Source organism: Anaeromyxobacter sp. Fw109-5, from assembly GCF_000017505.1.
GTDB lineage: Bacteria > Myxococcota > Myxococcia > Myxococcales > Anaeromyxobacteraceae > Anaeromyxobacter.
In genome coordinates this window covers 2,343,191-2,366,758 of record NC_009675.1, presented here as the reverse complement: position 1 = coordinate 2,366,758, position 23,568 = coordinate 2,343,191, and the positions used below count along the sequence as shown (strand labels likewise).

General features: G+C 74.9%; 19 protein-coding genes. 3 read left to right on the top strand and 16 right to left on the bottom strand.

The features are described 5' to 3' along the window. Nucleotides 1-75: 75 nt before the first annotated feature. Complete coding sequence (locus tag ANAE109_RS10645) at nt 76-1,332, top strand: lysophospholipid acyltransferase family protein (protein WP_234945282.1); 1,257 nt, start codon at nt 76-78, stop codon at nt 1,330-1,332. A gap of 5 nt (nt 1,333-1,337) precedes the next feature. Here ANAE109_RS10645 and ANAE109_RS10640 read toward each other — a convergent pair whose 3' ends face one another. Continuing rightward, the gene (locus tag ANAE109_RS10640) at nt 1,338-2,720 is read right to left on the bottom strand and encodes a hypothetical protein (protein WP_012096868.1); all 1,383 of its coding nucleotides are present in this window, start codon (nt 2,718-2,720) and stop codon (nt 1,338-1,340) included. 93 nt (nt 2,721-2,813) lie between these two features. Next, on the bottom strand, nt 2,814-3,695 hold the full coding sequence (locus ANAE109_RS10635) for an acyl-CoA desaturase (RefSeq protein WP_012096867.1): 882 nt from the start codon (nt 3,693-3,695) through the stop codon (nt 2,814-2,816). 165 nt (nt 3,696-3,860) lie between these two features. Between ANAE109_RS10635 and ANAE109_RS10630 the strand changes: the two genes are divergently transcribed. Further along, nucleotides 3,861-4,271, top strand: coding sequence for a hypothetical protein (locus tag ANAE109_RS10630; protein WP_041448270.1), 411 nt, complete (start codon nt 3,861-3,863; stop codon nt 4,269-4,271). A gap of 6 nt (nt 4,272-4,277) precedes the next feature. Here ANAE109_RS10630 and ANAE109_RS10625 read toward each other — a convergent pair whose 3' ends face one another. Continuing rightward, the gene (locus ANAE109_RS10625) at nt 4,278-5,114 is read right to left on the bottom strand and encodes a hypothetical protein (RefSeq protein ID WP_012096865.1); all 837 of its coding nucleotides are present in this window, start codon (nt 5,112-5,114) and stop codon (nt 4,278-4,280) included. A gap of 75 nt (nt 5,115-5,189) precedes the next feature. On the opposite strand from ANAE109_RS10625, the gene ANAE109_RS10620 reads away from it, so the two are divergent. After that, complete coding sequence (locus ANAE109_RS10620) at nt 5,190-5,366, top strand: hypothetical protein (protein ID WP_234945281.1); 177 nt, start codon at nt 5,190-5,192, stop codon at nt 5,364-5,366. Nucleotides 5,367-5,412: 46 nt separating this feature from the next. Here ANAE109_RS10620 and ANAE109_RS10615 read toward each other — a convergent pair whose 3' ends face one another. The 13 genes from ANAE109_RS10615 to ANAE109_RS10555 all read right to left on the bottom strand — a co-directional run bounded on the left by ANAE109_RS10615 (nt 5,413) and on the right by ANAE109_RS10555 (nt 23,305). Further along, the gene (locus ANAE109_RS10615; RefSeq protein WP_012096863.1) at nt 5,413-6,159 is read right to left on the bottom strand and encodes a molybdopterin-binding protein; all 747 of its coding nucleotides are present in this window, start codon (nt 6,157-6,159) and stop codon (nt 5,413-5,415) included. Between the two features lie 71 nt (nt 6,160-6,230). Further along, the gene (tmk, locus tag ANAE109_RS10610; RefSeq protein WP_012096862.1) at nt 6,231-6,875 is read right to left on the bottom strand and encodes a dTMP kinase; all 645 of its coding nucleotides are present in this window, start codon (nt 6,873-6,875) and stop codon (nt 6,231-6,233) included. Between the two features lies 1 nt (nt 6,876). After that, a complete protein-coding gene (locus ANAE109_RS10605) occupies nt 6,877-7,248 on the bottom strand; it encodes a hypothetical protein (RefSeq protein WP_012096861.1) in 372 nt (123 codons plus the stop codon). 11 nt (nt 7,249-7,259) lie between these two features. Further along, entirely contained in the window at nt 7,260-8,618 is a 1,359-nt protein-coding gene (gene thrC / locus ANAE109_RS10600; RefSeq protein WP_012096860.1) for a threonine synthase, read from the bottom strand. A gap of 2 nt (nt 8,619-8,620) precedes the next feature. Next, nucleotides 8,621-9,817: an aminotransferase class I/II-fold pyridoxal phosphate-dependent enzyme gene (locus ANAE109_RS10595; RefSeq protein ID WP_012096859.1), complete on the bottom strand. Its 1,197-nt coding sequence runs from the start codon at nt 9,815-9,817 to the stop codon at nt 8,621-8,623. A gap of 118 nt (nt 9,818-9,935) precedes the next feature. Continuing rightward, entirely contained in the window at nt 9,936-10,451 is a 516-nt protein-coding gene (locus ANAE109_RS10590) for a hypothetical protein (RefSeq protein WP_012096858.1), read from the bottom strand. Between the two features lie 81 nt (nt 10,452-10,532). Continuing rightward, nucleotides 10,533-11,171, bottom strand: coding sequence for a protein-L-isoaspartate(D-aspartate) O-methyltransferase (locus ANAE109_RS10585; protein ID WP_012096857.1), 639 nt, complete (start codon nt 11,169-11,171; stop codon nt 10,533-10,535). 15 nt (nt 11,172-11,186) lie between these two features. Next, entirely contained in the window at nt 11,187-13,913 is a 2,727-nt protein-coding gene (gene recG, locus ANAE109_RS10580; RefSeq protein ID WP_012096856.1) for an ATP-dependent DNA helicase RecG, read from the bottom strand. Between the two features lie 26 nt (nt 13,914-13,939). Then, nucleotides 13,940-14,446: a transcription elongation factor GreA gene (gene greA, locus ANAE109_RS10575; protein ID WP_012096855.1), complete on the bottom strand. Its 507-nt coding sequence runs from the start codon at nt 14,444-14,446 to the stop codon at nt 13,940-13,942. Nucleotides 14,447-14,537: 91 nt separating this feature from the next. Further along, complete coding sequence (gene carB, locus ANAE109_RS10570) at nt 14,538-17,789, bottom strand: carbamoyl-phosphate synthase large subunit (protein ID WP_012096854.1); 3,252 nt, start codon at nt 17,787-17,789, stop codon at nt 14,538-14,540. A 294-nt stretch (nt 17,790-18,083) separates the two neighbouring features. Continuing rightward, nucleotides 18,084-20,456 carry a hypothetical protein gene (locus tag ANAE109_RS10565; RefSeq protein ID WP_012096853.1) on the bottom strand — a complete coding sequence of 791 codons (2,373 nt, stop codon included), beginning with the start codon at nt 20,454-20,456 and terminating at the stop codon, nt 18,084-18,086. Beyond that, nucleotides 20,443-22,335: a hypothetical protein gene (locus ANAE109_RS10560; protein ID WP_012096852.1), complete on the bottom strand. Its 1,893-nt coding sequence runs from the start codon at nt 22,333-22,335 to the stop codon at nt 20,443-20,445. Before ANAE109_RS10560 ends, ANAE109_RS10565 begins: the two co-directional genes overlap by 14 nt. After that, nucleotides 22,310-23,305, bottom strand: a complete 996-nt coding sequence (locus ANAE109_RS10555; protein WP_012096851.1) for a FecR family protein — start codon at nt 23,303-23,305, stop codon at nt 22,310-22,312. The genes ANAE109_RS10560 and ANAE109_RS10555 overlap by 26 nt, the downstream gene beginning before the upstream one ends. Nucleotides 23,306-23,568: the final 263 nt, after the last annotated feature.

Below are 23,568 nucleotides of genomic sequence, written 5' to 3'. Positions count from 1 at the left end.
GGGGCGGACCGCCGCGCCGCCGGAACCCCGTCCGCCCGTTTGACGCCTGCCGGGCGCACGTCTATAGGGGTCGGCGTGGCGGAGAAGAGCCGGAGGAAGGGCGGAACCGGGAAGCGCACGCCCGCGCGCGCGGGCGAGCCACGCGCCCGCGCCGCCGCCCGCCCGGCGAAGCCGGTGCTCGGGAACGACCCGTTCGCCCGAGGCGCGGCGCCGCGAGAGCCCGCACCCTCCGTGATGCGCGGAGCGCATCCGACCCCGACCCCGACCCCGACCCCGACCCCGACCCCGACCCCGACCCCGACCCCGACCCCGACCCCGACCCCGCGCCCCGCCGCGTCAGCGGTGGACGGTCGACGGACGACCGCCGGCGAGAGGCTGGGCGAGCTCGAGCACCGGATGGAGAGTACCCTCGCCGGGCTCGAGCACCGGCTCGCCGAGCTCGCGGCGATGGCCGGGATCGCCTCCGCCGGTGGCGAGCTGCGCGAGACCCTGGCCCGGCTGCTGCCGAAGGTGAAGCACGCGCTGGGCACGGCCGTCGATCTGGCGCGGCTCCTCGAGCCACCCGAGCGGCTCGACCGCTACGGCCTCGACCCGCGCTTCCACGAACGGGCCCTGCCGCTGCTCGAGCTCCTGTACGCCACGTGGTGGCGCGCCGAGGTCCGCGGGATCGAGCGGATCCCGGAGTGCGGCCCCGCGATCGTCGTCGCGAACCACGCGGGGGTGGTGCCGTGGGACGCGCTCGTCCTCCGCCATGCGCTCCACCGCGATCACCCCGCCCGGCGCGACCTCCGGCCGCTCATCGACGACCGTGAGGCCGAGCTGCCCGTGTTCGGGCCGCTCGCGATCCGGCTCGGCGCGGTGCGGGCGGCGCCGGAGCCCGCCGAGCGGATCCTGCGGGAGGGCGGGCTCCTCGGCGTCTTCCCGGAGGGGAGCGCCGTGGCGCGAAAGCCGTGGGCAGAGCGCTATCGGATCGAGCGGTTCGGGCGCGGCGGGTTCGTGAAGATCGCGCTCCGGGCCCGGGCGCCCATCGTCCCGTGCGCGATCGTCGGGAGCGAGGAGGCCTCGCCCGGCATCTCGCGGCCGGGCTGGCTCGCCGGAACGCTCGGCCTCGGCGGGCTCCCCGGGAGCTCGCTCCACCTCGGCTCTGCCGCGCTCCTGCCGCTCCCGTCGCGCTGGTCGCTCCGCTTCGGCGACCCGATCGATCCTGGGAGCGCCGGCGCGGCCGGGGCGGAGGACGCCGCGGCGGTGAACGCCCTCGCCGAGCGCGTCCGCGGGACGCTCCAGGCGATGCTCGACGAGGACCTCGCGGGCCGGCGGTCCGTCTACCTCTAGCCGAGCTACGCCAGGACGAGCTCCGGCGCCGGGCTCGCCCGCGCGAGCAGCTCGTCGCGCGCCTTCTCGTAGCCCGGCCTGCCGAGGAGCCCCTGGGCGTAGCGCTTTCCGGCCTCCACCCCCGGCTGATCGAACGCGTTCACCCCGTAGAGGCCGCCCGCGTACGCGGTCGCGAGCTCGAGGAGCATGAGCAGCTCGCCCATCGCCCGGGCGTCGAGGCGCGGGAGCTGGACGGAGATCGTCGGGCGGCCCGCCTTGCGGAGGGCGGCCTCCGTGGCGCGCCGCTCCGCCTCGATGAGCTCGCCCATCGTGTGGCCGTCCAGGTAGGCGATCTCCGCGTGCCCCCGGTAGACGTCCGGGACCGTCATGGAGACGTCGGCGCGCGGCTGCACCACGCGCACGAAGGTGACGACCTTGTCGTGCGGGCCCTCCATCATCAGCTGGGCCGACGAGTGCTGATCGGTGGCGCCCACCGCGCGGAACGGCGTCGGGCCGACGTCGGGGCGCTTCCCGAGCGACTCCGCCCAGAGCTGGACGAACCAGTCGCCGGTGTCGCGCAGCCCGTCCGCGTACGGCATGAGCACGTGGACGTGGCGGCCCTTCTCGCGATCCATGAGGTGCAGCACCGCGGCGTAGAGGAGCGCCGGGTTCTCCCGCAGGGAAGCGGATCGGCAGCGGGACTCCATCGCGGCCGCGCCCGCGAGGAGGGCGGTGACGTCCGCGCCGGCGGCGGCCGCGGGCAGCAGGCCGACCGCGGTGAGCGCGCTGAAGCGCCCCCCCACGCTGGGAGGGACCGACAGCGCGCGGAGCCGCTCGGCGTCCGCGATGGCGCGCAGCGCGCCCTTGGACGGATCGGTCACGAGGACGCAACGCTCCCGGTAGCCGTCCTCGCCGAAGCGGGCGATGCAGCGCTCGCGCAGCGCGAGGTGCTGCGCCATGGTCTCCGCGGTCCCGCCGGACTTGGTGATCGTCGCCCAGCAGGTCTCCTCGAGGTCGAGGGTCCCGAGCAGCGCCTCGAAGGTGGCCGGGTCCGAGTTGTCCGGGAAGAACACGCGCAGGGCGCCGCGACGATCGCGCGGCAGCAGGTTGTGGTACGGGTGCGCGAGCGCGGACACGATGGCGCGGCCACCGAGGGAGCTGCCGCCGATCCCCAGGACGACCAGGTTCTCGAACCGCTCCGCCAGCTCACGCGCGAGCGCGACGCTCGCGTCCGCGGCGGCCCCATCGGCGGGGAGGTCCGCGAAGCCGAGCTCTCCCGAGCGGCGCCGCGCCTCGAACCCCTCGAACGCCGCGCGCGCGGCGGGCGCCAGCGCGTCGAGCGCCGGGACCGCGAGGCCGCCCGCGGCGGGGTCGAAGCAACCGTTCACGTCCAGTGACAGCCGTTCCATGTGCGCCTCCGGTGCGCCGCCACTCTAAGCGCGAGGCGGCGCCGTGGCGAGGTCACGATCGCGCCCCACCCCCGTGGGTGAACCGGGCGTCTCCTAGCCCGCGTCCTGCAGGACCACGGAGCGGGCCGCCGGCTCCGCGGCCGCGCGATGGGCGTACCGGACTCGGTCGGGCGGCGTGCGCAGATCGCGCACGACGCGCAGCACCGACAGCCCGCGCAGCACGTAGTAGGTCACGTCCACCTCCCACCAGAAGAACCCCTGGTTCGCGCTCGACGGGTAGAAGTGGTGGTTGTTGTGCCAGCCCTCGCCGAGCGTCAGCAGCGCGAGGGGGAGGCCGTTGCGGGACCCCTCCCCCGTCTCGTAGCGCCTGCGGCCGAACACGTGCGCCAGCGAGTTGATGGCGAAGGTGCCGTGCCACAGCAGCACCGTGGAGACGAAGAAGCCCCACAGCAGCGCGGGCACGCCGCCCGCGAGGAGCAGGACGCCCGCCAGCGCGAGCGGCGCAGCGAGGTGCCACCGGTCGAGCCAGCGAAGCTCGGGGTACCTGGCGAGGTCCTTCACGCGCTCGAGCTTGGTCGCGTCGTGGCGGCGCGCGAGGATCCAGCCCACGTGGCTCCACCAGAAGCCCCGCTCGAGCGGCGAGTGGATGTCGGGGGGGCGATCCGAGTGCCGGTGGTGGTCGCGGTGGTGGGCGGCCCACCAGAGCGGCCCCTTCTGTGCGGACGAGGCGCCGAGCACCGCGAGGACGAGCTGGAAGCCGCGCGACGTGCGGAAGGCCCGGTGGGAGAAGTAGCGGTGGTACCCGGCGGTGATGCCGAACATCCTCGTCAGGTACAGACCGATCGCGAGGGCGACCCATCGCCCCTCGACGGGCGCGAGGAAGGGCGTCGCCAGGGCGACGGCGTGAACGGCGAAGAAGGGGAGCGAGCGGGTCCAGGCGATCGCGTCGACATCGGCAGCTCGGGTGGCAGGCATGTGCAGCCGTGGATCTGTCGAGCGGCCGTCATGGGCGGGTCACCGCGAGCGCGCGAGCGGGCGCGTGTCTCCGGACCCCGGGGGATGCGCCGTGCGCGGGCGAGGCCCACCGTTCGTGTGGAGGCCAGGACCGCGGGAAGCCGCCGCTCACCGCCTGGCAGCGCCATGGAGACGTTCGGAACCAGCACCACGGTCGAGGCGGTGAACGACGTCCAGAAGGAGGCGTTCATCCGGCTGATGGCCGAGACCCTTCCGCTGGCCGGCTACGCGGGCGTCCGCGCGGACCTCCCGGGCTGGGAGCAGCCGGAGGTCATCCACGGCGCGATGCGCGATCACCGCCCGGCGCTGTTCTGCGAGTCACCCAAGCCGGTGTTCCTCGACGTCCTCTCGCCCGGGCCGGTGACGCTCGAGGACGTGGCGAGCCGCTGGCAGCTCTTCGCGTCGGCGGCGGAGCTCACCGGGGGAGAGTTCCACGTGGTGATCCCGCGCTGGGTGGCGGGGCGCGACGGGAAGCAGATCGCGAAGCAGATCGCCGAGCTGGTGGGCGTCCGCATCGGGTTCATCTGGGCCGTCTAGCGTACTTCACGGTGGGTCCGGCATCCCCGCCGCCGCGGCCGCCGGCTTCGGCGTGGCGCCCTGCCCGTCCGTCGTCGCCGCGACCGCGCGAAGGAAGACCCAGAGATCCTCGCTCGCCTCCGACCCGGGCGGCTCGCTCCCCCCGTCCGCGCGGAGCGGATGACGCTCCAGCAGCGCGATGAAGCGATCGTGGGGAAGGCGGTCGGCCACGCGGGTGAGATCCGGCCCACGCTCGCCGCCGGCGCCGCGCAGCCGATGGCAGGCGACGCAGCGCGATCCGTACTCGTCGGAGCCGAGCCGGGCGCGGTCGGGTGCCCCGGCCGGGGCCGCGAGCGCGTTCCCCAGCGTCCCCTGCCAGTACACGATCTCGAGCGTGCGCACACCGCGCGCCCACCAGGACCCCTGTCGTGGATCGGTGGGGAGGCCCGCCCGCTCCAGGTTCGGCCACGCGAGGACCCGCGTCGCCATGGGCGCCCCGTCGGCCCGGTCCGCGAGCACCGGCCGGAGCTGACGGATCAAGGTGAGCGGGATGGGCACGGCGGTGCCCTCGGCGGTGCGCACGATCACCGTGTCCGTCCCCTTCTTCGGCGCGGCGCGGTCGGAGATGAGCAGCGCCAGGGGCGTCCCCTCCCAGCTCGCCTCACGACCGGTGACGGGGTCGAGGCCGCGAACGGCGCGGCGCGGCAGGGCGGCCAGGTCCGCCTCGCCGAGGAGGAACGGACCCTCCTCCAGCGCTCCGCGGATCTCGATCACCTGCGCCCCCGTCGCGGCGCGCGGGAGCCGCGGGCCCGACGAGGAGCAGGCCGCGGCCGCGAGCAGGAGGACGAAGCACGGGTTTCTCATCGGCTGCCTTTCGGGATATACCGTGCGCGCACCCCGGAGGAGCGATCCCGCATGGCACGCGCGTTCATCGGAAGCATGGAATGCCGGGTCCTGGTGGACAAGGATCTCGGCGACAGCTGGGCCGTCGCGGTGTACCCGCCCGGCGCCGCGCCCCTGGTCGTCAAGATCCAGGGCAACGACAAGGAGAAGGCAACGCTCGGCGCCCTCGAGGTGCTGCAGAAGGCCGGCAAGATCGAGCGCTTCGAGCCCTGAGCCGGCTCCGAGGTCCCCCCGGCCGCGCTCCGCCCTTCCCGCGGGGTCACCGCGGCTCCGTACGCACGACCGCTCCCTCCGGCAGCGCCGCGAGCAGCGCCGCGAGCGCGGCGTCGACGCGCGCGCCGTCCTTCGCCTCGATCGTGACCTTCACGCGGTGGTCCGCGTCGTCGAAGCGCGGGTAGCTGCCGATCTCGACCCACGGGTGCGCCTCGGCGACCCGCGAAAGGGCGGGCGCGAGCGCGTCCTCGCCGAGCGCGAGGAAGACGCAGGCGAGGTGGAACGGCGCGGCGGCGAGCAGGGGCGCGATCCGGTCGAACTGCCAGCGGAAGAACTGGGGGACCCCCGGGAGCATCACCACGTTCTCGACGGCCAGCGTCGGGAAGGACGGATCGCCGAGGAGGCGGGTCCCCTCGGGCACGTCCGCCATCCGCAGCGCGGCCTCGGGCGCCTCGGCGCCGTCGTGGTGGCGGCGGTGCATCGCGCGGATGCTCTCGCAGAGCGGGCCGGAGCGCACCAGCGGCCGCCCGAGCGCGCGTGCCACGGCAGGGACCGTCACGTCGTCGTGGGTGGGCCCGACGCCACCGGAGGTGAACACCCAGGTGGCACGCCGGCGGGCGCGATCGACCGCCTCGATCACGTCGTCCAGCCGGTCCGGCAGGGTCAGGATCGCGTCGAGCCGGACGCCGAGCTCGCGCAGGCGCCTCGCCGCCCAGGGGCCGTTCTCGTCCTGCACCTTGGCAGAGAGCACCTCGTTGCCGACGACGACGAGGATGGCCGTGGGACCGGGCATTCCCTCTACCTAGGGGACGGTCGCTCGCCGCGCAAACAGCGCCGACGGGGCGCGCTGCCGGAGAGCTCGATTCAGGGGAGCGCCTCTACCTCGGCCCACACCGCGGCGGACACCGCCTCGACCGGCGCCTCGCCGTCCAGCTCCACGACTCGCTGTCCCGCCGCGCGGAGCCGCTCGATGCCGCGGTCGTAGCTGCGCGCCACCGCGCGCTGGAACTCGGAGACCTCGTACAGCTCCGGATCGATGGAGGCCGCGCGCCGCCGCTTCAGCGCGACCGAGGGGCGGGCGCGCAGGAACAGCGTCACGTCGGGCGTGGCCGCCCGCCCGTTGATCGCCTCGACCCAGGGCAGGTCGCCCGTCGTCAGCCCCTGGTAGGCGAGCGACGACAGCGTGAAGCGGTCGGACACCACGTCGACGCCGCCGGCCAGCTTGGGGGCGATCTCGGCCGCCACGTGGTCGAGCCGGTCGGCCGCGAACAGCAGCGCGAGGGCGCCGGCGTCGAGCTCGCCCTCCCCGCGCCCGCCGACCACGCGGCGCGAGAGCACCTGGCGGACGAGGCTGCCGACTGGGCCACCGGAGGGCTCGGCGGTGACGTGCACCGAGCGCCCGGAGGCGCGCAGGCGATCCCCGAGCAGGCGCGCCTGCGTCGTCGTCCCCGCCCCGTCGAGCCCCTCGAGGACGATGAAGCGGCCCCGCCGATCGCGTCGCGCGGGCATGTCAGCGTTCGAGCCCGAGGGCGTCGCGGAGCGCGACCAGCCGCGCGAAGAGGGCGTCCTCCTCGCGCATCAGCCTGCGCGCGCGGACGAGCTCCCTGACGGTGAGGACGACGAGGACCACCGCGATGAGCGCCGCGACGTAGAAGAAGAGCGGCGGGCCCGTCGGGATCTTGCGGACGACGCCGGGCGCCGGCGTACCCCAGCGGTCCCAGGCGAGCTTCACCGCGAGGCCGAAGGCGATGACCGCGGCGAACCCCACGTACGCGCCGCGGCGGACGTGGTCGACCGAGCGGCGGATCTCGAGGCGTGCGGCGAGCGCGTCGTGCTCGACGCGGAGCACGGCGGGGTCTTGAGGGTGGGACGCGGTCTCCATCGGGGCCGTTTCTACCCCCGCCCGAAGCGGGCGGCAATCGCGTCCTGGACGGCGCCGAGGGTCGCCGGCAGGCGGACCCCCGGGTTCCGCAGCGGCGACGCGATCCCCGGCAACGTCCCGTCGTGGTAACCGACCTTGAAGTCCGAGAACTTGAGCCCGTGCGCGGTGGAGATCACCACCACCCGCTCGCCGCGGCGGACGGCGCCGCGCGCCGCGAGCTTCTCGAGGGCCGCGAGGGCGACGCCCGTGTGCGGACAGGTGAAGAGGCCGGCGCGATCTGCCCGCGCGGCGGCGTCCGCGAGCTCCTGCTCGGTGGCCTGCTCGACGACGCCGTCGAGCGCCTCGAGCGCGCGCAGGGCGCGCCGGGCCGAGACCGGCGCGCCGATCTGGATCGCCGACGCGAGCGTCCGCTGCGCCGGGACGGGCTCGACCGTCACCGCCGTGGTGGGCTTGACCCCAGCGCCGCTGGTGGCCTTCCAGAGGGGGTTCGCCTGCGCCGCCTGGGCGACCACGAGCCGTGGCAGCCGGTCGACCAGCCCCAGCTCCTTCATGAGCTGGAAGCCCTTCCCCACGGCGCTCGCGTTCCCCAGGTTCCCGCCCGGGATGACGATCCAGTCCGGCGTGGTCCAGCCCAGCTGCTGCGCGATCTCGATGGAGGCGGTCTTCTGCCCCTCGATGCGCAGGGAGTTCATCGAGTTCGCGAGGTAGATGTCCTTCGTGCGCGCGAGGTCCCGCACGACGCGCATGCAGCCGTCGAAGTCGGTGTCGAGCTCGAGGACGAGCGCACCGTTCGAGATGGGCTGGACGAGCTGGGCCGTCGAGATCTTGCCGCGCGGCAGGAGCACCACGCTCGGGATGCCGGCGGCGGCGCAGTAGGCGCTGAGCGCGGCGGAGGTGTCGCCCGTGGAGGCGCAGGCGACGGCCCGCACCTCACGGCCGCGCGCGCGCATCTCCTTCACCGCGGAGACGAGCACCGTCATGCCCAGGTCCTTGAACGACCCGGTGTGCGTGACGCCACACTCCTTCACCCACACGTCCTCGAGGCCGAGCTCGCGCGCGTAGCGATCCACCCGGAGGAGCGGGCTGCCGCCCTCGTACATGGAGACCACGTTCTCGGTCGCGAGCTGGGGGTAGACCCACTCCTTCTTGCCCCACACCCCTGAGCCGTACGGCCAGGCCCCGAGCTTGAAGCGGCCGTCGAACAGCGCCCTCCACTCGTCGCCGGAGCGCGCGGCGAGCGCGGCGCGGTCGTGCTCGACCTCGAGCAGCCCGCCGCAGCGGGGGCACTCGTAGACGACGTCGACGAGCTCCGCCCGGAAGTCGCAGCCTTCCGCGCAGCGGAACCAGGCCGAGGGTGCGGGAGCGGTCATGGTCACCTGCCCTTCTGGAGAAAGTCGTGGATGCGCTCGGCGGCGAGCTGGAGGCGCGGCTCGTCCGCCGCGAGCGCGATGCGGACGAACCCCTCGCCGGCCGGGCCGAAGCCCACGCCGGGCGCGACGCAGACCCCGGCCTCGTCGACCAGCCGCCGCGCGAACTCGAGGGAGCCGAGCGCCCGGAACGGCTCCGGGACGGGCGCCCACGCGAACGGGGTGGCGGCGGGGGGCGGGATCCGCCACCCGGCCGCGCCGAGGGCGGCGACGAGCGCGTCGCGCCGCCGCTGGGTGCGCTCGCGGGTCGCGGCGACGCCGGCGTCGCCTTCGTCGAGCGCGGTCACCGCCGCGAGCTGAGTCGCGCCGAACGGGCCGCCGCCGAGGTGACCCGTCACGCGGGCGGCCGCGGCCACGAGGGCGGGGTTCCCGGCGCAGAACCCGACTCGCCAGCCCGCCATCCCATGGCTGCTCGCCAGCGACACGAACTCGAGCGTCCGCTCGCGCGCGCCGGGGACGGAGAGCATCGCCGGGGCGCGCCCCCCGTCGAACACGAGCTCGCCGTGGGCGAGGTCCGACAGGACGAACAGGCCCCGCGCCTCCGCGAACCTCACGACCTTCTCGAGCAGCTCCGGCGTGGCGACCGCCGCCGTCGGGTTGGCGGGGAAGCTCACCACGATGCCCTTCGGCCGCTTCTCCGCCTTCTCGGTCGCCTCCATCAGCGATTCGAAGAAGTCCACCCCGGGCCCGGCGCGCACCGGGATGCTCTCGGCGCCCGCCAGCACGGCCCCGTACGCGTGGAGGGGATACGCCGGCGCGGGGACGAGGACCGTGTCGCCCTCGGAGAGGAGGGCGAGCAGCGCGTGCCCGAGGCCCGCCTCCGAGCCGGGGGTGACGAGCACCTCGCGCTCGGGGTCCACCTCGACGCCGTGCCGCCGGCTCCACCAGCGAGCGGCCGCCGCACGGAGCTCGGGCAGGCCGAGCGGGCCGGCGTGACCGTGAAGCCGCGGGTCGGCCACCGCCTCGCGGAGCCGCTCCACGACGGCGGGCGACGCGCCTCGGTCCAGGCCTCCCCTCGAGAGATCCACGACGTCCACGCCGCGCGCGAGCGCCTCGTCGCGGAGCCGGGCGACGACGGCGGAGACCGGGACGGGGAGCCGCCGGACGCGGCCGAACACCTCGGGATCGTGGAACGTCTTCATGGAGGACCCGCCAATTTGCCGGGACCAGGCCTCCATTTCAAGGGGTCGCGGGATCGCGCTCCGGCCGGCCGGAGCGCCGTCGCGGTGCTCGCGGCCGAGCGCGCGATCGTCGCCGGGCTCAGGCGCGCGCGCCGCACGACGGGCACGCGCGGCCGCGGACGAGCGCGCCGCAGCCGCAGGCTCGCCCCGCGCCTCCCTCCCGCTCTGCGCTCCCGCCCGCGGCGAGCGACAGGCGCATCCCGCACCGGCCGCAGATCCGCTCGCCGGGCAGCGCGGGAGTCCTGCAGTAGCGACAGGCCACGAAGGCCGACATCGGCGTCGGATCGTCCACCGGGTCCGCCGCGGTCCGCTCCAGCCCGTCCAGCGCGGGCGCGTCCACGTCGAGCGGCGCGGCGCCCGTCGGCTCGAGCTCGAGCGGCGGCGCGACGACCGGGCCGACCCGCGCGTGCGCCGTCGGCTCGAGGCCGTCCACCGGGAGGGCGTGCAGCGCGGGCGCCGGGGCGTACCCGGCGCGCTCGAGCCCTTCCAGCGGCGGCGGCCGCGCCGCGTCACCGGAGGACTCGAGGGCGTACCCGCAGATCTCGCACTCGCCCGCCTCGGGCTGAGCGTGCTCGCACAGCGGACAGATGATCATCGCTCGCGAGTCTAACGCACCAGGGCGAAGACCACCGCCCGATGCGCTGCTGCGACGCGACTTTCGACCAGGCGGGCTCCGCTAGCCGCTCGCCCCGGTGAGCGGAACGAAGCGCACCGGGATGAGGTCGGTCGAGAGGTCCACGCCGTCGTTCCCCTTGTCGACGGCGCGCAGCACCTGCAGCCCGGGCGCGGCGCCCACCGGCACCACCATCCGCCCGCCCGGCGCGAGCTGCGCGGTGAGCGCCGGCGGGACCTCGGGCGCCGCGGCGGTGACGAGGACGCGATCGAACGGCGCCGCCTCGGGCCAGCCTGCGGCGCCGTCGCCCGTCCGCAGCCGCACGTTCCGCAGGTGAAGCGTCTCGAGCAGCGCCGCGCGGGCGCGCGCGGCGAGCTCCGGGACTATCTCGATGGAGAAGACCTCCGCCGCCAGCCGGGCGAGGATCGCGGTCTGGTACCCCGAGCCCGTCCCGACCTCCAGCACGCGCTCGAGGCCGGTCAGGTGCAGCCGCTCGGTCATGAACGCGACCACGAACGGCTGCGAGATGGTCTGGCCGAAGCCGATGGGGAGAGCCTGGTCCGCGCCGGCCTGGTGACGCAGGCGCGGCGGCACGAACAGGTCACGCGGCACCTCCGCGATGGCCCGGAGGACCGCCGGATCGCGGATCCCCATCGCCGCCACCGCGCGCGACAGCTCGGCGCTCACGCTCCATCGTACCAATCGCCGGGCGGCGCCTCACCCCACCTGCGCGAGGGAGAGCCGCCCCGCCCACCGCCCCTCGAGCGCCTCGGCGGCCGCCCGGTGCTCGGGCCGGCCGAGCTCCGGATCGGCGTCGACGAGCGCGAACGCGTCCTCCCGCGCCTCCTCGAGGATCGCCTCGTCGCGGTACAGGTCGGCGATCTCGAACAGCTTCTGGCCGGACTGGCGGGTCCCCAGCAGCTCGCCGGGGCCGCGGATGCGCAGGTCCACCCGCGCCACCTCGAAGCCGTCCTGCGTCTCGGCCATGGCCTGTAGCCGCTCGCGCGCCTCGTCGCCCACCCGCTTGAAGTGGGCGATGAGCAGGCAGTGGCTGCGGGCGGCGCCGCGCCCCACGCGTCCGCGCAGCTGGTGGAGCTGCGACAGCCCGAACCGCTCGGCGTGCTCCACGATCATCACGCTCGCGTTCGGCACGTCGACGCCGACCTCGATGACCGTCGTCGCCACGAGCACGCGCAGCGCCCCGGTCCGGAAGCGATCCATCACCGCCTGCTTCTCGTCGGCCTTCAGCTTGCCGTGGAGGAGCCCCACCTCGTGGCCGGCGAAGACGCGGCGCAGCTCCTCGGCCCCGCTCGTCGCGTCGGCGAGGTCCGACTTCTCGGACTCGGCGACGAGCGGGTAGACCACGTACACCTGCCGCCCGGCCTCGAGCTCCCGGCGAGCCACCTCGTAGGCGCCCCGGCGCTGCGAGTCGCCGTACACCTTCGTCGCGACCGGCGTGCGGCCGGGGGGGAGCTCGCCGATCTTGGACTGATCGAGATCGCCGTAGAAGGCGAGGGCGAGGGTGCGCGGGATCGGCGTGGCGGTCATGACGAGCACGTCGGGCCGATGCCCCTTCGAGATGAGCTTCGCGCGCTGCAGCACGCCGAACCGGTGCTGCTCGTCGACGACCACGAGGCCCAGCCGCTCGAACGCCACGTCCTGCTCGAGGAGCGCGTGCGTCCCCACCGCGATCCGCGCCGTCCCGTCCGCCACGCGCGCGCGGGTCTCCTTCTGCCCCTTGCCGCGGGCGGCGGCGGCGACGAGCGCCACCTCGACGCCGGTCCCCTGAAGCCAGCCTGCGAGCGTGCGCGCGTGCTGCTCGGCGAGCAGCTCCGTCGGGACCATGATCGCGGCCTGGTGGCCGGAGCGCACGGCGAGCATCATCGCCGCGAAGGCGACCGCGGTCTTGCCGCTGCCCACGTCCCCCTGCAGCAGCCGGTTCATCGGCTCGGGCCGCGCCATGTCGCGGGCGATCTCGTCGAGCGCGCGGGCCTGCGCCCCGGTCAGCCGGAACGGGAGGAGCTCGAGCGCGCGGGCGATCGCGGCGGGCGAGGCGTCGAACGCGATGCCGGCCTCGGCGCGCACCCCCCGCCGGCGCAGGGCGAGCGCGAGCTGGAGGAAGAACAGCTCCTCGAAGACGAGCCGCCGGAACCCCGGCGTCGCCCGCTCGGCCGCGGCCACCAGGTCGGTGCCGGCGCCCGGGAAGTGCGCGTCGCGCAGCGCCTCGGCGCGCGAGAGCAGCCCCCGCCGCGCGCGCACCTGCGGCGGCAGGTCGTCCACCGCGAGCGGGGCGTACTCGTCCACGAGCCGCTTCACGAGCTTGCGCAGCGCGGGATGCTGGTAGTCGGCGGGCCCGGCGTAGATGGGGACGATGCGGCCGAAGCTCGCCGAGTCTCCGGCCTGCAGCTTCTCGACCTCCGGCTGGCTCATCTGGAAGCGCCGGCCGAAGCCCTCCGTCACCTTCCCCGAGCACAGCAGCGCGTCTCCGGCGGCGAACTGCCGCGCGCGCCACGGCGGGGGGTTGAAGAAGACGAGCTCGAGCGCGCCCGACGGATCGGAGAGGCCGACCTTGAGGAGCGGACGGCCGTTGCGCATCCGCTGCACGCGGACGTGACCGACGGTCCCGTGGACGATCCCCTCGTCGCCGGCGCGGAGCTCCACGATGCGCCGCACCTGCGTGCGGTCCTGGTACGCCTTCGGGAAGAACTCCAGCCCCTGCTCCACCGTGAGGCGCCCGCGCTCCTCGAGCTGCGCGCGCGTCGACGGGTGCGTGCGCGGGAGCTCGGCGAGCGGCGTCGCGAGCTTCTTGCGACGAGCCGCGCGCTCCTCCGGCGTCCTGGGCGGTGGAGCCTCGGTCCAGGTGTCCGTCGACCTCGCGCCGTCCTTCGGCAGGCTCAGGACGGCGCTGCGCTCGGGATGAGCGGCCTCGTGAGCTCCCGTTGCGGCGGGGCTCGCGGTCGCGGTCGTACCTCGACTCCGCTCGGCCGCTGACGCCGCGGAGCTTCGCTGGGAAGGACCGGCTTCGACGGGGCCGGCCGAGGTCGAGGTCCCCCGCCCCTGCCGCGTGCCCGCCGCCACGCCGGTCCGCCCGAGCCGCGCGACCTCGCGCAGCTCCTCGGGCACGGGGATGAGCGCAGAGAGCCCGCCGGCGATCCGGGCCAGGGCGGCGCGGCGCTCGTCGGCGGGGAGCGCGTCGAACGCCTCGGCCTCGATGGCCAGCCGCTGCAGCGCGGGGGTGTCGGGGGCGCCCGCCGCGCGCGCACGCGCGATGGCGCCGCGGGCGAGCTCGCCGAAGCCCTTGAGCCGCGGCGCGCCCGCGAACCCGTCCTTGACGGCGAAGCGGAGCGGCGGCACGAGCGCCGCGAGCGCACGCTGCGCGGCGGCGAGGCCGGGAGAGCTCTCCCCCGCGGCGGGCGCGTCGCCCTGGTGGCCCCTCGGCTCCACGGGGCGAGGCTACCAGCGCGGTCCGACTACTCGCCGGACTCGGCGGGCAGCTCCTCCTCGACGAACGAGATGGACTGGATCTCGTACTCCTTCTGGCCGCCCGGCGTGCGCACGGTGACCGCGTCCCCCTCCTCGCGCCCGATGAGGGCGCGGGCGATGGGGCTCGTGACGGAGATCCGGCCTTGCTTGAGGTCGGCCTCGAGCTCGCCGACGATCCGGTAGGTCACGTGGTCGCCCGACTCGCTCTCCTCCAGCGAGACGGTCGCGCCGAAGACCACCCGGTCGCCCGCGTGCTTCGAGACGTCGATCACCTCGGCGCTCGCGATCCAGTGCTCGACCTGCAGGATGCGGCCCTCGATGTGGCTCTGCTTCTCCTTGGCCGCGTGGTACTCCGCGTTCTCGGAGAGGTCCCCGTGCGAGCGCGCCTCGGCGATCTCCTTCACGATCTTGGGGCGCTCGACGTTCTTGAGCCGCTTGAGCTCCTCCTTGAGCCGGAGGAGGCCGCCCTTCGTCATGGGAACGCGCTCGGACATCATCCACCTTCCGAAAAAATGACTGCGGCCGGCCCGAGAAGCCCGGGGCGGCCGCCTCCAGACCTTTCAGTAGAGCGCCTCGGGCCTGCTGTCAACGGGACGCCTGGCGCCCCTCACCATGGTATTCCTGGATCGAGCGCACGCTCGGTGCGCCCCCGTGCGCGGCCTCCATCGCCCCCACCGCCGCGCGGGCGCCGGTCAGGGTCGTGAAGTACGGCAGGCCCTTCATGAGCGTCTCGCGCCGGATGGAGTAGCTGTCCGCGATCTCCTGCTTGCCGGCCGTGGTGTTGAAGACGAGGTGCACGTCCCCGTCCTTGATGCGGTCCACCACGGAGGGGCGCCCCTCGTGCACCTTCAGGACCAGGGTGGTGGGGACGCCGCGGGCGCCGAGGTAGGCGCTCGTACCGGCGGTGGCGAGCACCTCGAAGCCCAGCGCGACGAGCCGCCGGGCGAGCTCGGCGATGGCGGGCTTGTCCGAGTCCTTCACCGAGACGAACGCGCGGCGGCCCGCGCCGGAGGCCGGCAGCGTGTTCCCGGCCGCGGTCTGCGCCTTGAAGAACGCGCGGTAGAAGTCCTGGTCGATCCCCATCACCTCGCCCGTCGAGCGCATCTCGGGCCCGAGCATCGTGTCCACGCCAGGGAAGCGCGCGAACGGGAACACCGCCTCCTTCACGGAGATGTGGCCCCGCCGGCCGTCGACGAGGGCCCCGGCCTCCTCGAGGCTCTTGCCCACCATGCACAGCGAGCCCGCCTTGGCGAGCGGCAGGCCCGTCGCCTTGCCGACGAAAGGCACGGTGCGGCTCGCGCGCGGGTTCACCTCGAGCACGTAGACGTCGTTCCCCTGGATGGCGAACTGGACGTTCATGAGGCCGACGACGCCCAGCTCCTTCGCCAGCGCGATCGACTGCTGCTCGATCTCCGCGACCCTCTCCGGCGCCAGACTGAAGGGCGGCAGCGCGCAGGCGGAGTCGCCGGAGTGGATGCCCGCCTCCTCGATGTGCTCCATGACGCCGCCCACGACGACGTCCTCGCCGTCCGACACGACGTCCACGTCCACCTCGGCCGCGTCCCTGAGGAAGCGGTCCACGAGCACCGGGCGCTCGTTCGAGGCCTGCACCGCCTCGCGGAGGTAGGTGTCGAGGTCCTTGTCGTCGTAGACGACCTCCATGGCGCGCCCGCCGAGCACGTACGAGGGGCGCACCATCACCGGGTAGCCGATGCGCCGCGCCACCGCGAACGCCTCGTCGGCGCTGCGCGCCACGCCGTTCTGCGGCTGGCGGAGCCCCAGCTTCTCGATGAGCGCCGCGAAGCGCTCGCGGTCCTCGGCCCGATCGATGGCGTCCGGCGTCGTCCCGAAGATCGGCACCCCGAGCTCGTGGAGCGGCACCGCGAGCTTGAGCGGCGTCTGCCCGCCGTACTGGACGATGAGCCCCTCCGGCTTCTCGACGTGCACGATCTCGAGCACGTCCTCGAGCGTGACCGGCTCGAAGTAGAGCCGGTCGGAGGTGTCGTAGTCGGTCGAGACCGTCTCCGGGTTGCAGTTGACCATGATGGTCTCGTACCCGGCCCTGGACAGCGCGAACGACGCGTGCACGCAGCAGTAGTCGAACTCGATGCCCTGTCCGATGCGGTTCGGGCCGCCGCCGAGGATCATCACCTTCCGGCGGTCGGTCGGCGTCGCCTCGCACTCCTCCTCGTAGGTGGAGTACAGGTACGGCGTGTAGGCCTCGAACTCGGCGGCGCAGGTGTCGACGCGCTTGAAGACCGGCCGCACGCCCGCCTGCCAGCGCGCCTCGCGCACGGCCTTCTCGGTCGTCCCCGCGAGCTGCGCGATGCGCTTGTCGGAGAAGCCCATCCGCTTCACGGCGCGGAGCGGCTCCGCGCCCTGCGGGACGCCCTTCGCGAGCGCCTCCTCGGCGTGGACGAGCTCCTCCATCTCCCGCAGGAACCAGGGGTCGATGTAGGTGAGCGCGTGGACGTCGTCGACGGAGAGCCCGGCGCGGAGCGCCTCGGCGACCCAGAACACCCGGCGGTCGCGCGGCACGCGCACCTCCGCCTTGATCCGCTCGAGCTCCTCCGACGCGTACGCGTCGCCCGGGCGCTTGCCGAGGGGCGACTCCAGCCCGCAGCGGTCTATCTCGAGGCCGCGGATCGCCTTCTGCAGGCTCTCCTGGAAGGTCCGCCCGATCGCCATCACCTCGCCGACCGACTTCATCTGCGTGGTGAGCGTGTCGTTCGCGCCCTTGAACTTCTCGAACGCGAAGCGCGGCACCTTCGTGACCACGTAGTCGATGGTCGGCTCGAAGGACGCCGGCGTGTAGCGGGTGATGTCGTTCTTGAGCTCGTCGAGCGTGTAGCCCACCGCGAGCTTCGCCGCGATCTTGGCGATCGGGAAGCCGGTCGCCTTGGAGGCGAGCGCGGAGGAGCGCGACACGCGCGGGTTCATCTCGATGACCACCATCCGCCCGGTGCGGGGGTGCACGCCGAACTGGATGTTGGAGCCGCCGGTCTCGACGCCGATCTCGCGGATGATGCGGATGCCCGCGTCGCGCATCCGCTGGTACTCCTTGTCGGTGAGCGTCTGCGCCGGCGCGACGGTGATCGAGTCGCCGGTGTGGACGCCCATCGGGTCGAAGTTCTCGATCGAGCAGATGATGACGACGTTGTCGTTGCGGTCGCGCATCACCTCGAGCTCGTACTCCTTCCACCCGATGATCGACTCCTCGCACAGGATCGTGTGCGTCGGGGAGAGGGTGAGCGCGCGCCGCGCGAGCGGCTCGAACTCCTCGCGGTTGTAGGCGACGCCGCCGCCCTCGCCGCCCATCGTGAACGAGGGGCGGATGATGATGGGGAAGCCGATGTCCTCGGCGATGGCGCGCGCCTCCTCCCAGCTCGTCGCGTAGCCGGACTTCGGCAGCTCGACGCCGACGCGCTCCATCGCGGCCTTGAAGAGGAGCCGGTCCTCGGCCTTCTCGATCGCCTCGAGCTGGGCCCCGATGAGCTCGACCCCGTGCCGCGCCAGCGCCCCGTTCTTCGCGAGCGCCACGGCGAGGTTGAGCGCCGTCTGGCCGCCGAGGGTCGGGAGGAGCACGTCCGGCTTCTCGCGGGCGAGGATCTGCTCGGCGACGGCGGGGGTGATGGGCTCGACGTAGGTCCGGTCGGCGAAGCCCGGGTCCGTCATGATCGTGGCCGGGTTCGAGTTGAGGAGGACGATCTCGTAGCCCTCCTCCTTCAGCGCCTTGCAGGCCTGGGTGCCCGAGTAGTCGAACTCGCAGGCCTGGCCGATGACGATCGGCCCGGAGCCCACGATCATGATCTTCCGGATGTCGGTGCGGCGCGGCATATGGGGCGGGGAACCTAGCACACTGGAGGCGACCTCGACACGGCCGGGGGAGGAACCCGCCGCGTCGCGTCGGAGCCCCCGCCGGCGGCCCCCGGGAGCTCTCCCCGGGAGCTCCCCGGGAGCTCCCGGGGAGCCTATCCGCCGAGCCGGACCGCCGCCTCTCGGCTCCCGGACGGCGAGGAGCACACCTCGCGCGGCGGGGTCGCCGTCCCGCCGGGACGCCAGCACACCGGGCACACGGGCGACCACCGGACATGGGCCGCGACGCTTCGGGCGCGGCGACGCGCGCCCGCGCTACGGGTCCATGCGAATCACGCTGACCGCGGAGTTGCCGTCGCCGGCCGTCAGGAACACGTCTGCGCGCCCGTCCGCCCCCGTGACGACCTTCGCGTCGAAGATCCGCTTCAGGGTCGTGCCGGGCGCGCCGAAGACGGCGCCACCCAGCCCCTCGAAGTCCGAGATGGCCGGCAGCGCGGCGCGCGTGCGGAGCACGTGGAGGCCGGCGACGGGATCGTCGAGCCCGACGTAGAGGTGGGTCGGCGTGGCGAGCAGCATCGACGCGGCGGTGACCCCGGGATGCCCCAACCTCGTCCGGAGCGTCGCCGGGTCTGCCGCGAGCAGCCTCCACTCCGCCGCCTCGCACGCGACCGGATCCGTGCCCCCGCCGGCCGGGTCGCACGTCCAGAGCTGCGGCCCGGTGTACGTGTTGCGGATGGCGTACAGCCGCCCTTGCCACGCCACGGCCTGCGGCCACGCCCTGTCGCCCGGCTCGAGGTCGTGCTGGCGGGTCGGCTCCACGGAGCTCCTCCGGTCGTACTCCGCCCCCGACGCGGGGGAGCACGGGCGGAAGTCGTCCTTCGTGGCGGGGGCCGCGCTCGTGGAGACCAGGCAGCCCGCGTCGTTGAAGAAGTAGAGGCGACCGCCCAGCTCGGCGATCGCGTCCACCATCGACACGCTCGCGAAGCTCGCGCTCCAGGCGGCGTACGCGTCGTGGAGGTTCAGATCGATCGCGTCGATCCCGGCGCGAGCGTCGAGGCCACCGCCCTCCGGCGGCGGCGCGAGGAGGGCGACGCCGTACGGGCGGTTCCCGCCGTTGTCGGGGAAGCCGAGGTAGAGCCGCTCGCCGCGGGCGAACGCGGCCGAGAAGCCGCGTGTGTTCCCGCCGAGGAGCTGCGAGAGGTCCACGTACGAGAACGCGAGCGGGGACGCCGAGGCGCGGCCCAGGTAGACGTAGTCGAGGTCGCCGCTCAGCCTGGCGCCGCCGAGGACGAGCCACTCCTCTCCCGCGAACGACACCGAGGTGAGGAGCCCGCGCCCGTCCTCGTCGTCGGGGCCGCATGCCTCGGCGAGGCTGTCGGTCTGGCAACCGTAGTAGCCGATGGACCGATGCGGCGTGGCCGTGTTGCCCATGGCGTTCCCCGCCGTGTCCAGCGCGAACGACAGCTCGAGCGACTCGGGCGCGGAGCCGTCCCGCTGCATGCGCACGATCCCGGTTCCGGTGCTGCTCGGGCCCACGTACACCTGCCCGCGGAGCGGCGCGACGAAGGCGAACGGGCTGCCATCCCTGAAGGGATCCGGGGCGATCACCTCCGTCGTGTGGGCGATCGACCCGAGGCTGGCCGTCGCGGCCGCGGTGCGCACGCCGCCGTCGTTCGCGTCGAGGCCTCTGACCGTGGCGGTGACCGTCAGCCTGCCGGTGGCGGCGACGCGGCTCGTCCACGTGAACGTCGCGCTGGCTCCCGCGGCGAGGGAGACGGGCTCCGAGGGCGCCGGGCCGGCGACGAGGGCCGCCGTCGAGCCGCCGTCGGTGAGCGCGACCGGGAGCACGCCCACCGCCGTCGCCTCGCCCCTGTTCGTGACCGTGACGGTCAGCGGGAGCTCTCCGACCGCGAGCGGCCCCGGGGGCGCGCTCAGCGTGGCGACCAGCGTCGCCGGGCGCTGGACGAGCACCTCCCCGCCCGCGCTCGCAGCGACCGTGGCGCCGGTCCGGGGGTCCGAGCCGAGGACGGAGGCCTGCACGGACACGCTGCCGGTGGTCTCGGCGCGATAGCTCGCCGTGAAGGTCTTCCGCTCCCCGGGCGCGAGGTCCCGGGGGAGGTCGCCGGCGCCGGCGATCACGGGAGCGAGCGCGCCGGTCCCTCCGAGGGCGACCTCCGCGCGGACGGCCTGTAGCGGCGCGTCGCCCGCGTTGTCGGCGGTGACCTCGACCAGCAGCTGCTGCCCCACGTTCACCGCAGGCGGCAAGATCAGCGCGGCAGAGAGCGCCGGCGCGGAGCCCGCGAGCACCTCGAACGCGCCGGCCACGGAGCCCCGGCCGTACGGCCCTTCGACGGCGACGTCGTACCGCCCCACGGGCAGCCCTGCCGGCACGCGAGCACGGAGCCTCGTGGGGCCGAGCCAGACGACCTCCTCGAGCTCGAACGCCTCCTCGAAGGCGACGACCCACGCGCGGTACCTCGCCACCACCCTGCTCTCGCGCTCGCCGACGCGCTGGACCGCACGCACGTGGAACCCGGTGCCCACGATCTCGATCGTCGTGCTGGACCCCTCGAAGCCCTGCGGCGGCTCCACGGCGCTCGGGGACGGCGGGACGGACGGCTGCGCCGCCTGGCAACCGAGGACGACCGCGAGCGCGATCGCCAGGTGGGCGTGCTCAGTACGCGTCATACCGCCAGCCCAGTCCGCCGAGGAGCACGGTGAGGGATCCCCGCAGCGCTTCGAAACCGGGATCGCCGTGGCGCGCGAGGCGCGCCTCCACGAACGGGCCGCCGCGACGCATCGCCATCGCCCACCCCGCCCCGGCGTGGACGACCGGCACGAGCCCCTGCTCCAGCGCCGCCGGTCCGCCGTCCGCCGACACCTCCGACCCGACGTGGGCGAGACCGCCGCCGGCGCTCGCCCAGAGCGACTGGCGTCCGCGGCCCCAGGCCTGCCAGCGCGCGGTCAGCAGCGCCGGCAGGTAGCGCGCGCGGCCGTGGATCGAGAGCGCGACGTCACCCACCCGCGACGCGTCCGTCCGCTCGTGGACGAATCGTCCGAGCTCGAGCCCGAGGGCGAGCCGACCGTCGAGCCAGCGGGAGCGATACGTCGCCTCGAGGGCACCGTAGGGCGCGAGCAGCCCCGCGGACGACGCGGCGATCCCCAGCTTCGGCGCGATCCCCAGCCGCCGCTCCGGCGCGACGATCGCGAGCTGCGCCTCGCCCGCCAGCGAGCCCGCCCGGACGGAGACGGTGTCGGTGCGATCCTCCCGCGCGCGGCGCGGGCGGTAGCGGATCACCCACGCCCCGGGCCCATCCGGCTCGGCGGTCAGCTCCCCGCGCCGCGTGGCCGTGACCTCGGGCGCCCCAGCGTCCGCCGGGTTGCCGAAGCGGTCGCGCAGCCGGACCCGCACGCGCGCCGCCGCGCCGCCGTCCGCGACGAGCCCGGGTGCCTCGGCCGCGACCTCCATCGCCACGGCGGGGCCGGCGGCGAGCTCGAGCTCCGCGCGCTCCTCCACCGCGCCCACGCGCGCGACGAGGCCGGCCCGCCGGAGGGGACCCAGCTGCGTCGGCGCGGCGAGGCGAGCCTCCCATGTCCCGGCCGCCACCCGCGCCAGGCTGGTGAGCGCGCCGTGCGTCGCCTCGACCACGGGGGCCACCTCGACGGGGTTTCCCGCCGCGTCCGCGGCTCCGATGCGCAGCAGGACCGCGTCGCCTGCCGTCACCCGCCGTGCGGCGGGCTGCACCGACAGGCGCGCGAGCGGGCCCGGCGCCCGCGGGAGCTGCGCGACCGCCGCGAGGCCGGGCTCGTCCGCCAGGGTGGCCGTCGCGCTCGCGACGCCGGCCCGCCCGGGCTCGAGGCGCCAGGTGCCGGCCCAGCTCCCCGGCCCCGCCTCCGCGAGCTCCACGACCCGGCCTTCGCTCACCTCGATCCGGAGCGGGGCGCCGGCGCGCGGCGCGCCCGCGGGAGTGACGGCGAAGGCTCTCAGCGGAACGTCGTGCGCCGCGTCGGCGCGCGCGGCGGCCCGCCCGAGCGCCAGGTGGACGTGGAGGACCGGGGGGACCTCGAGGTCGAGCGGCTTGTCCCGGTGATACGCGAACCGCGCCCCCGGCGGCGCGACCACCGGGACCCGGGCCTCGCCGGTCGCGTCCGCCGTCACCGGGCCGAACGGGACGTCGCCGATGGTGACGCGGATGCGCGCGTGGGGGACGGAGCGCGCGAGGGCGAGGCCTCGGCCGTAGAGCGGCAGGGCGGTCCACGCCCAGGCGTCGCCGGCGCCCGCCGCGACGATGGCGACCTGCGGGTACTGCTCCGCGGGAGGGACGTAGTCCGCGACGAACCGGCCCGCGCCGGCGCGCCGCAGGCGCTCGATCCGGCCGACGTTGACGGTGAGCGTCGGCGGCGCGTCGCCGGCGCCCTCGACCTCGACCTGGATGGCGGCCCTCGCGTTCCGCCCCAGCACGAGGCGATCCGGCGCCCTGAGCGACACGCTCCCCTGCGCCGCCGCCTGGGACGACGCGAGGACCGCGGCCGCGGTCCAGCTAGCGAGCGTGGCGCGGCGAGGCATCCTGTCCCCAGCGCACCGCGAAGTCGGACACGTCGTCGTCCGCGAGGAGGGGCTTGCACTCGACGTGACGCTCCGCGACGTGACCAGCGGCGTCCCGCGTGACGACCGTGGCGCGCAGCCCGCGCCGGGCGGCCAGCCGGACCGAGAACCGGCCATCCCGCCTCACCTCGGCGAGGCGGCCCTCGACGCGGACCTCCGCGCCCGGCTCTCCCAGCCCGCTGACGATGCACACCCCCTCGCCCATCGCGGTCCGCGCGATCTTGAGCAGGACCGCGGCGGGGATCGGCAGGGAGGGATCGGGCGGCTTCCCCCGGAAGGACAGTGCCTGCTGCCCGGCCCCGACCTCGACGGCCCTGCCCGCCGCCTGGAGCCGCACGACGCCGGTCTCGGTGGCGACGGCGAGGCTCGTCCCGCTCGCGAGCACGCTGAACCGGGCGGTGGCCGCCCGGGCCACGGCGCCGCCGTCGTCGCTCTCGACGAGGAGCATGCGCGCACCGTCCGGCCGATGATCGACCGAGATCCGGCCGCGCGAGAGGCGCAGGCGCTGCGCCGCCGCCGCGCTCTCGCGCACGGTGAGCTGCGTCGCGTCGGAGACCATGACGCGCGACCGGTCGCCGATCGCGAGGCTGGCGCTCGCGGCGGGCCCGGTCCGGATGGTGTCGTCCTCGAGGAGGAGCTGCCCTTCGGCGAGCGGCTCCCAGCCCGCCGGACCGAGCCGCTCGATGGTGCCCTGGGACCGCTCGACCACCACCTCGTCGGGCCGCTCCGGTGCGGCGGCCTGCGTGGCCGGCGCGCCCCCTGGCTGGCCGGGCCCCCCGCGGCTGAAGGCGGTCCAGCCGCCGCCGACCGCGAGCACGAGCGCCGCGGCGGCGAGCCAGGCGAGCCAGGCGCGCCGGTCCTGGGTCGAGCCGGGACCGGGAAGATCCCCGCCCTTGGCGTCCACTTCCGGCGCTCGCTGCGAGTCGCTCATCTTCCCTCTCGCGGGCCGGAGGGACGCTCGGCCTCGCACCCCGCGTCGCGCCCGGCGGGCTCCGAGTCCCGGGAGCCTCCGGCGCGCACCGGACCCGGAGCATATCGCGCGGTGATCGCCTTTCCGTGAAACACCCCCTCGTGGTCGGTCGGCGGAGCGCGCTCATCGTCGGGTGATGTAGGCGCCGCCTCCTCCTCGCCCGACACGGGCCGGAGACGGCGGCGCCCCGCGCGGCGCGAGCCGGCGGGGCGTCGGGTGCTGCG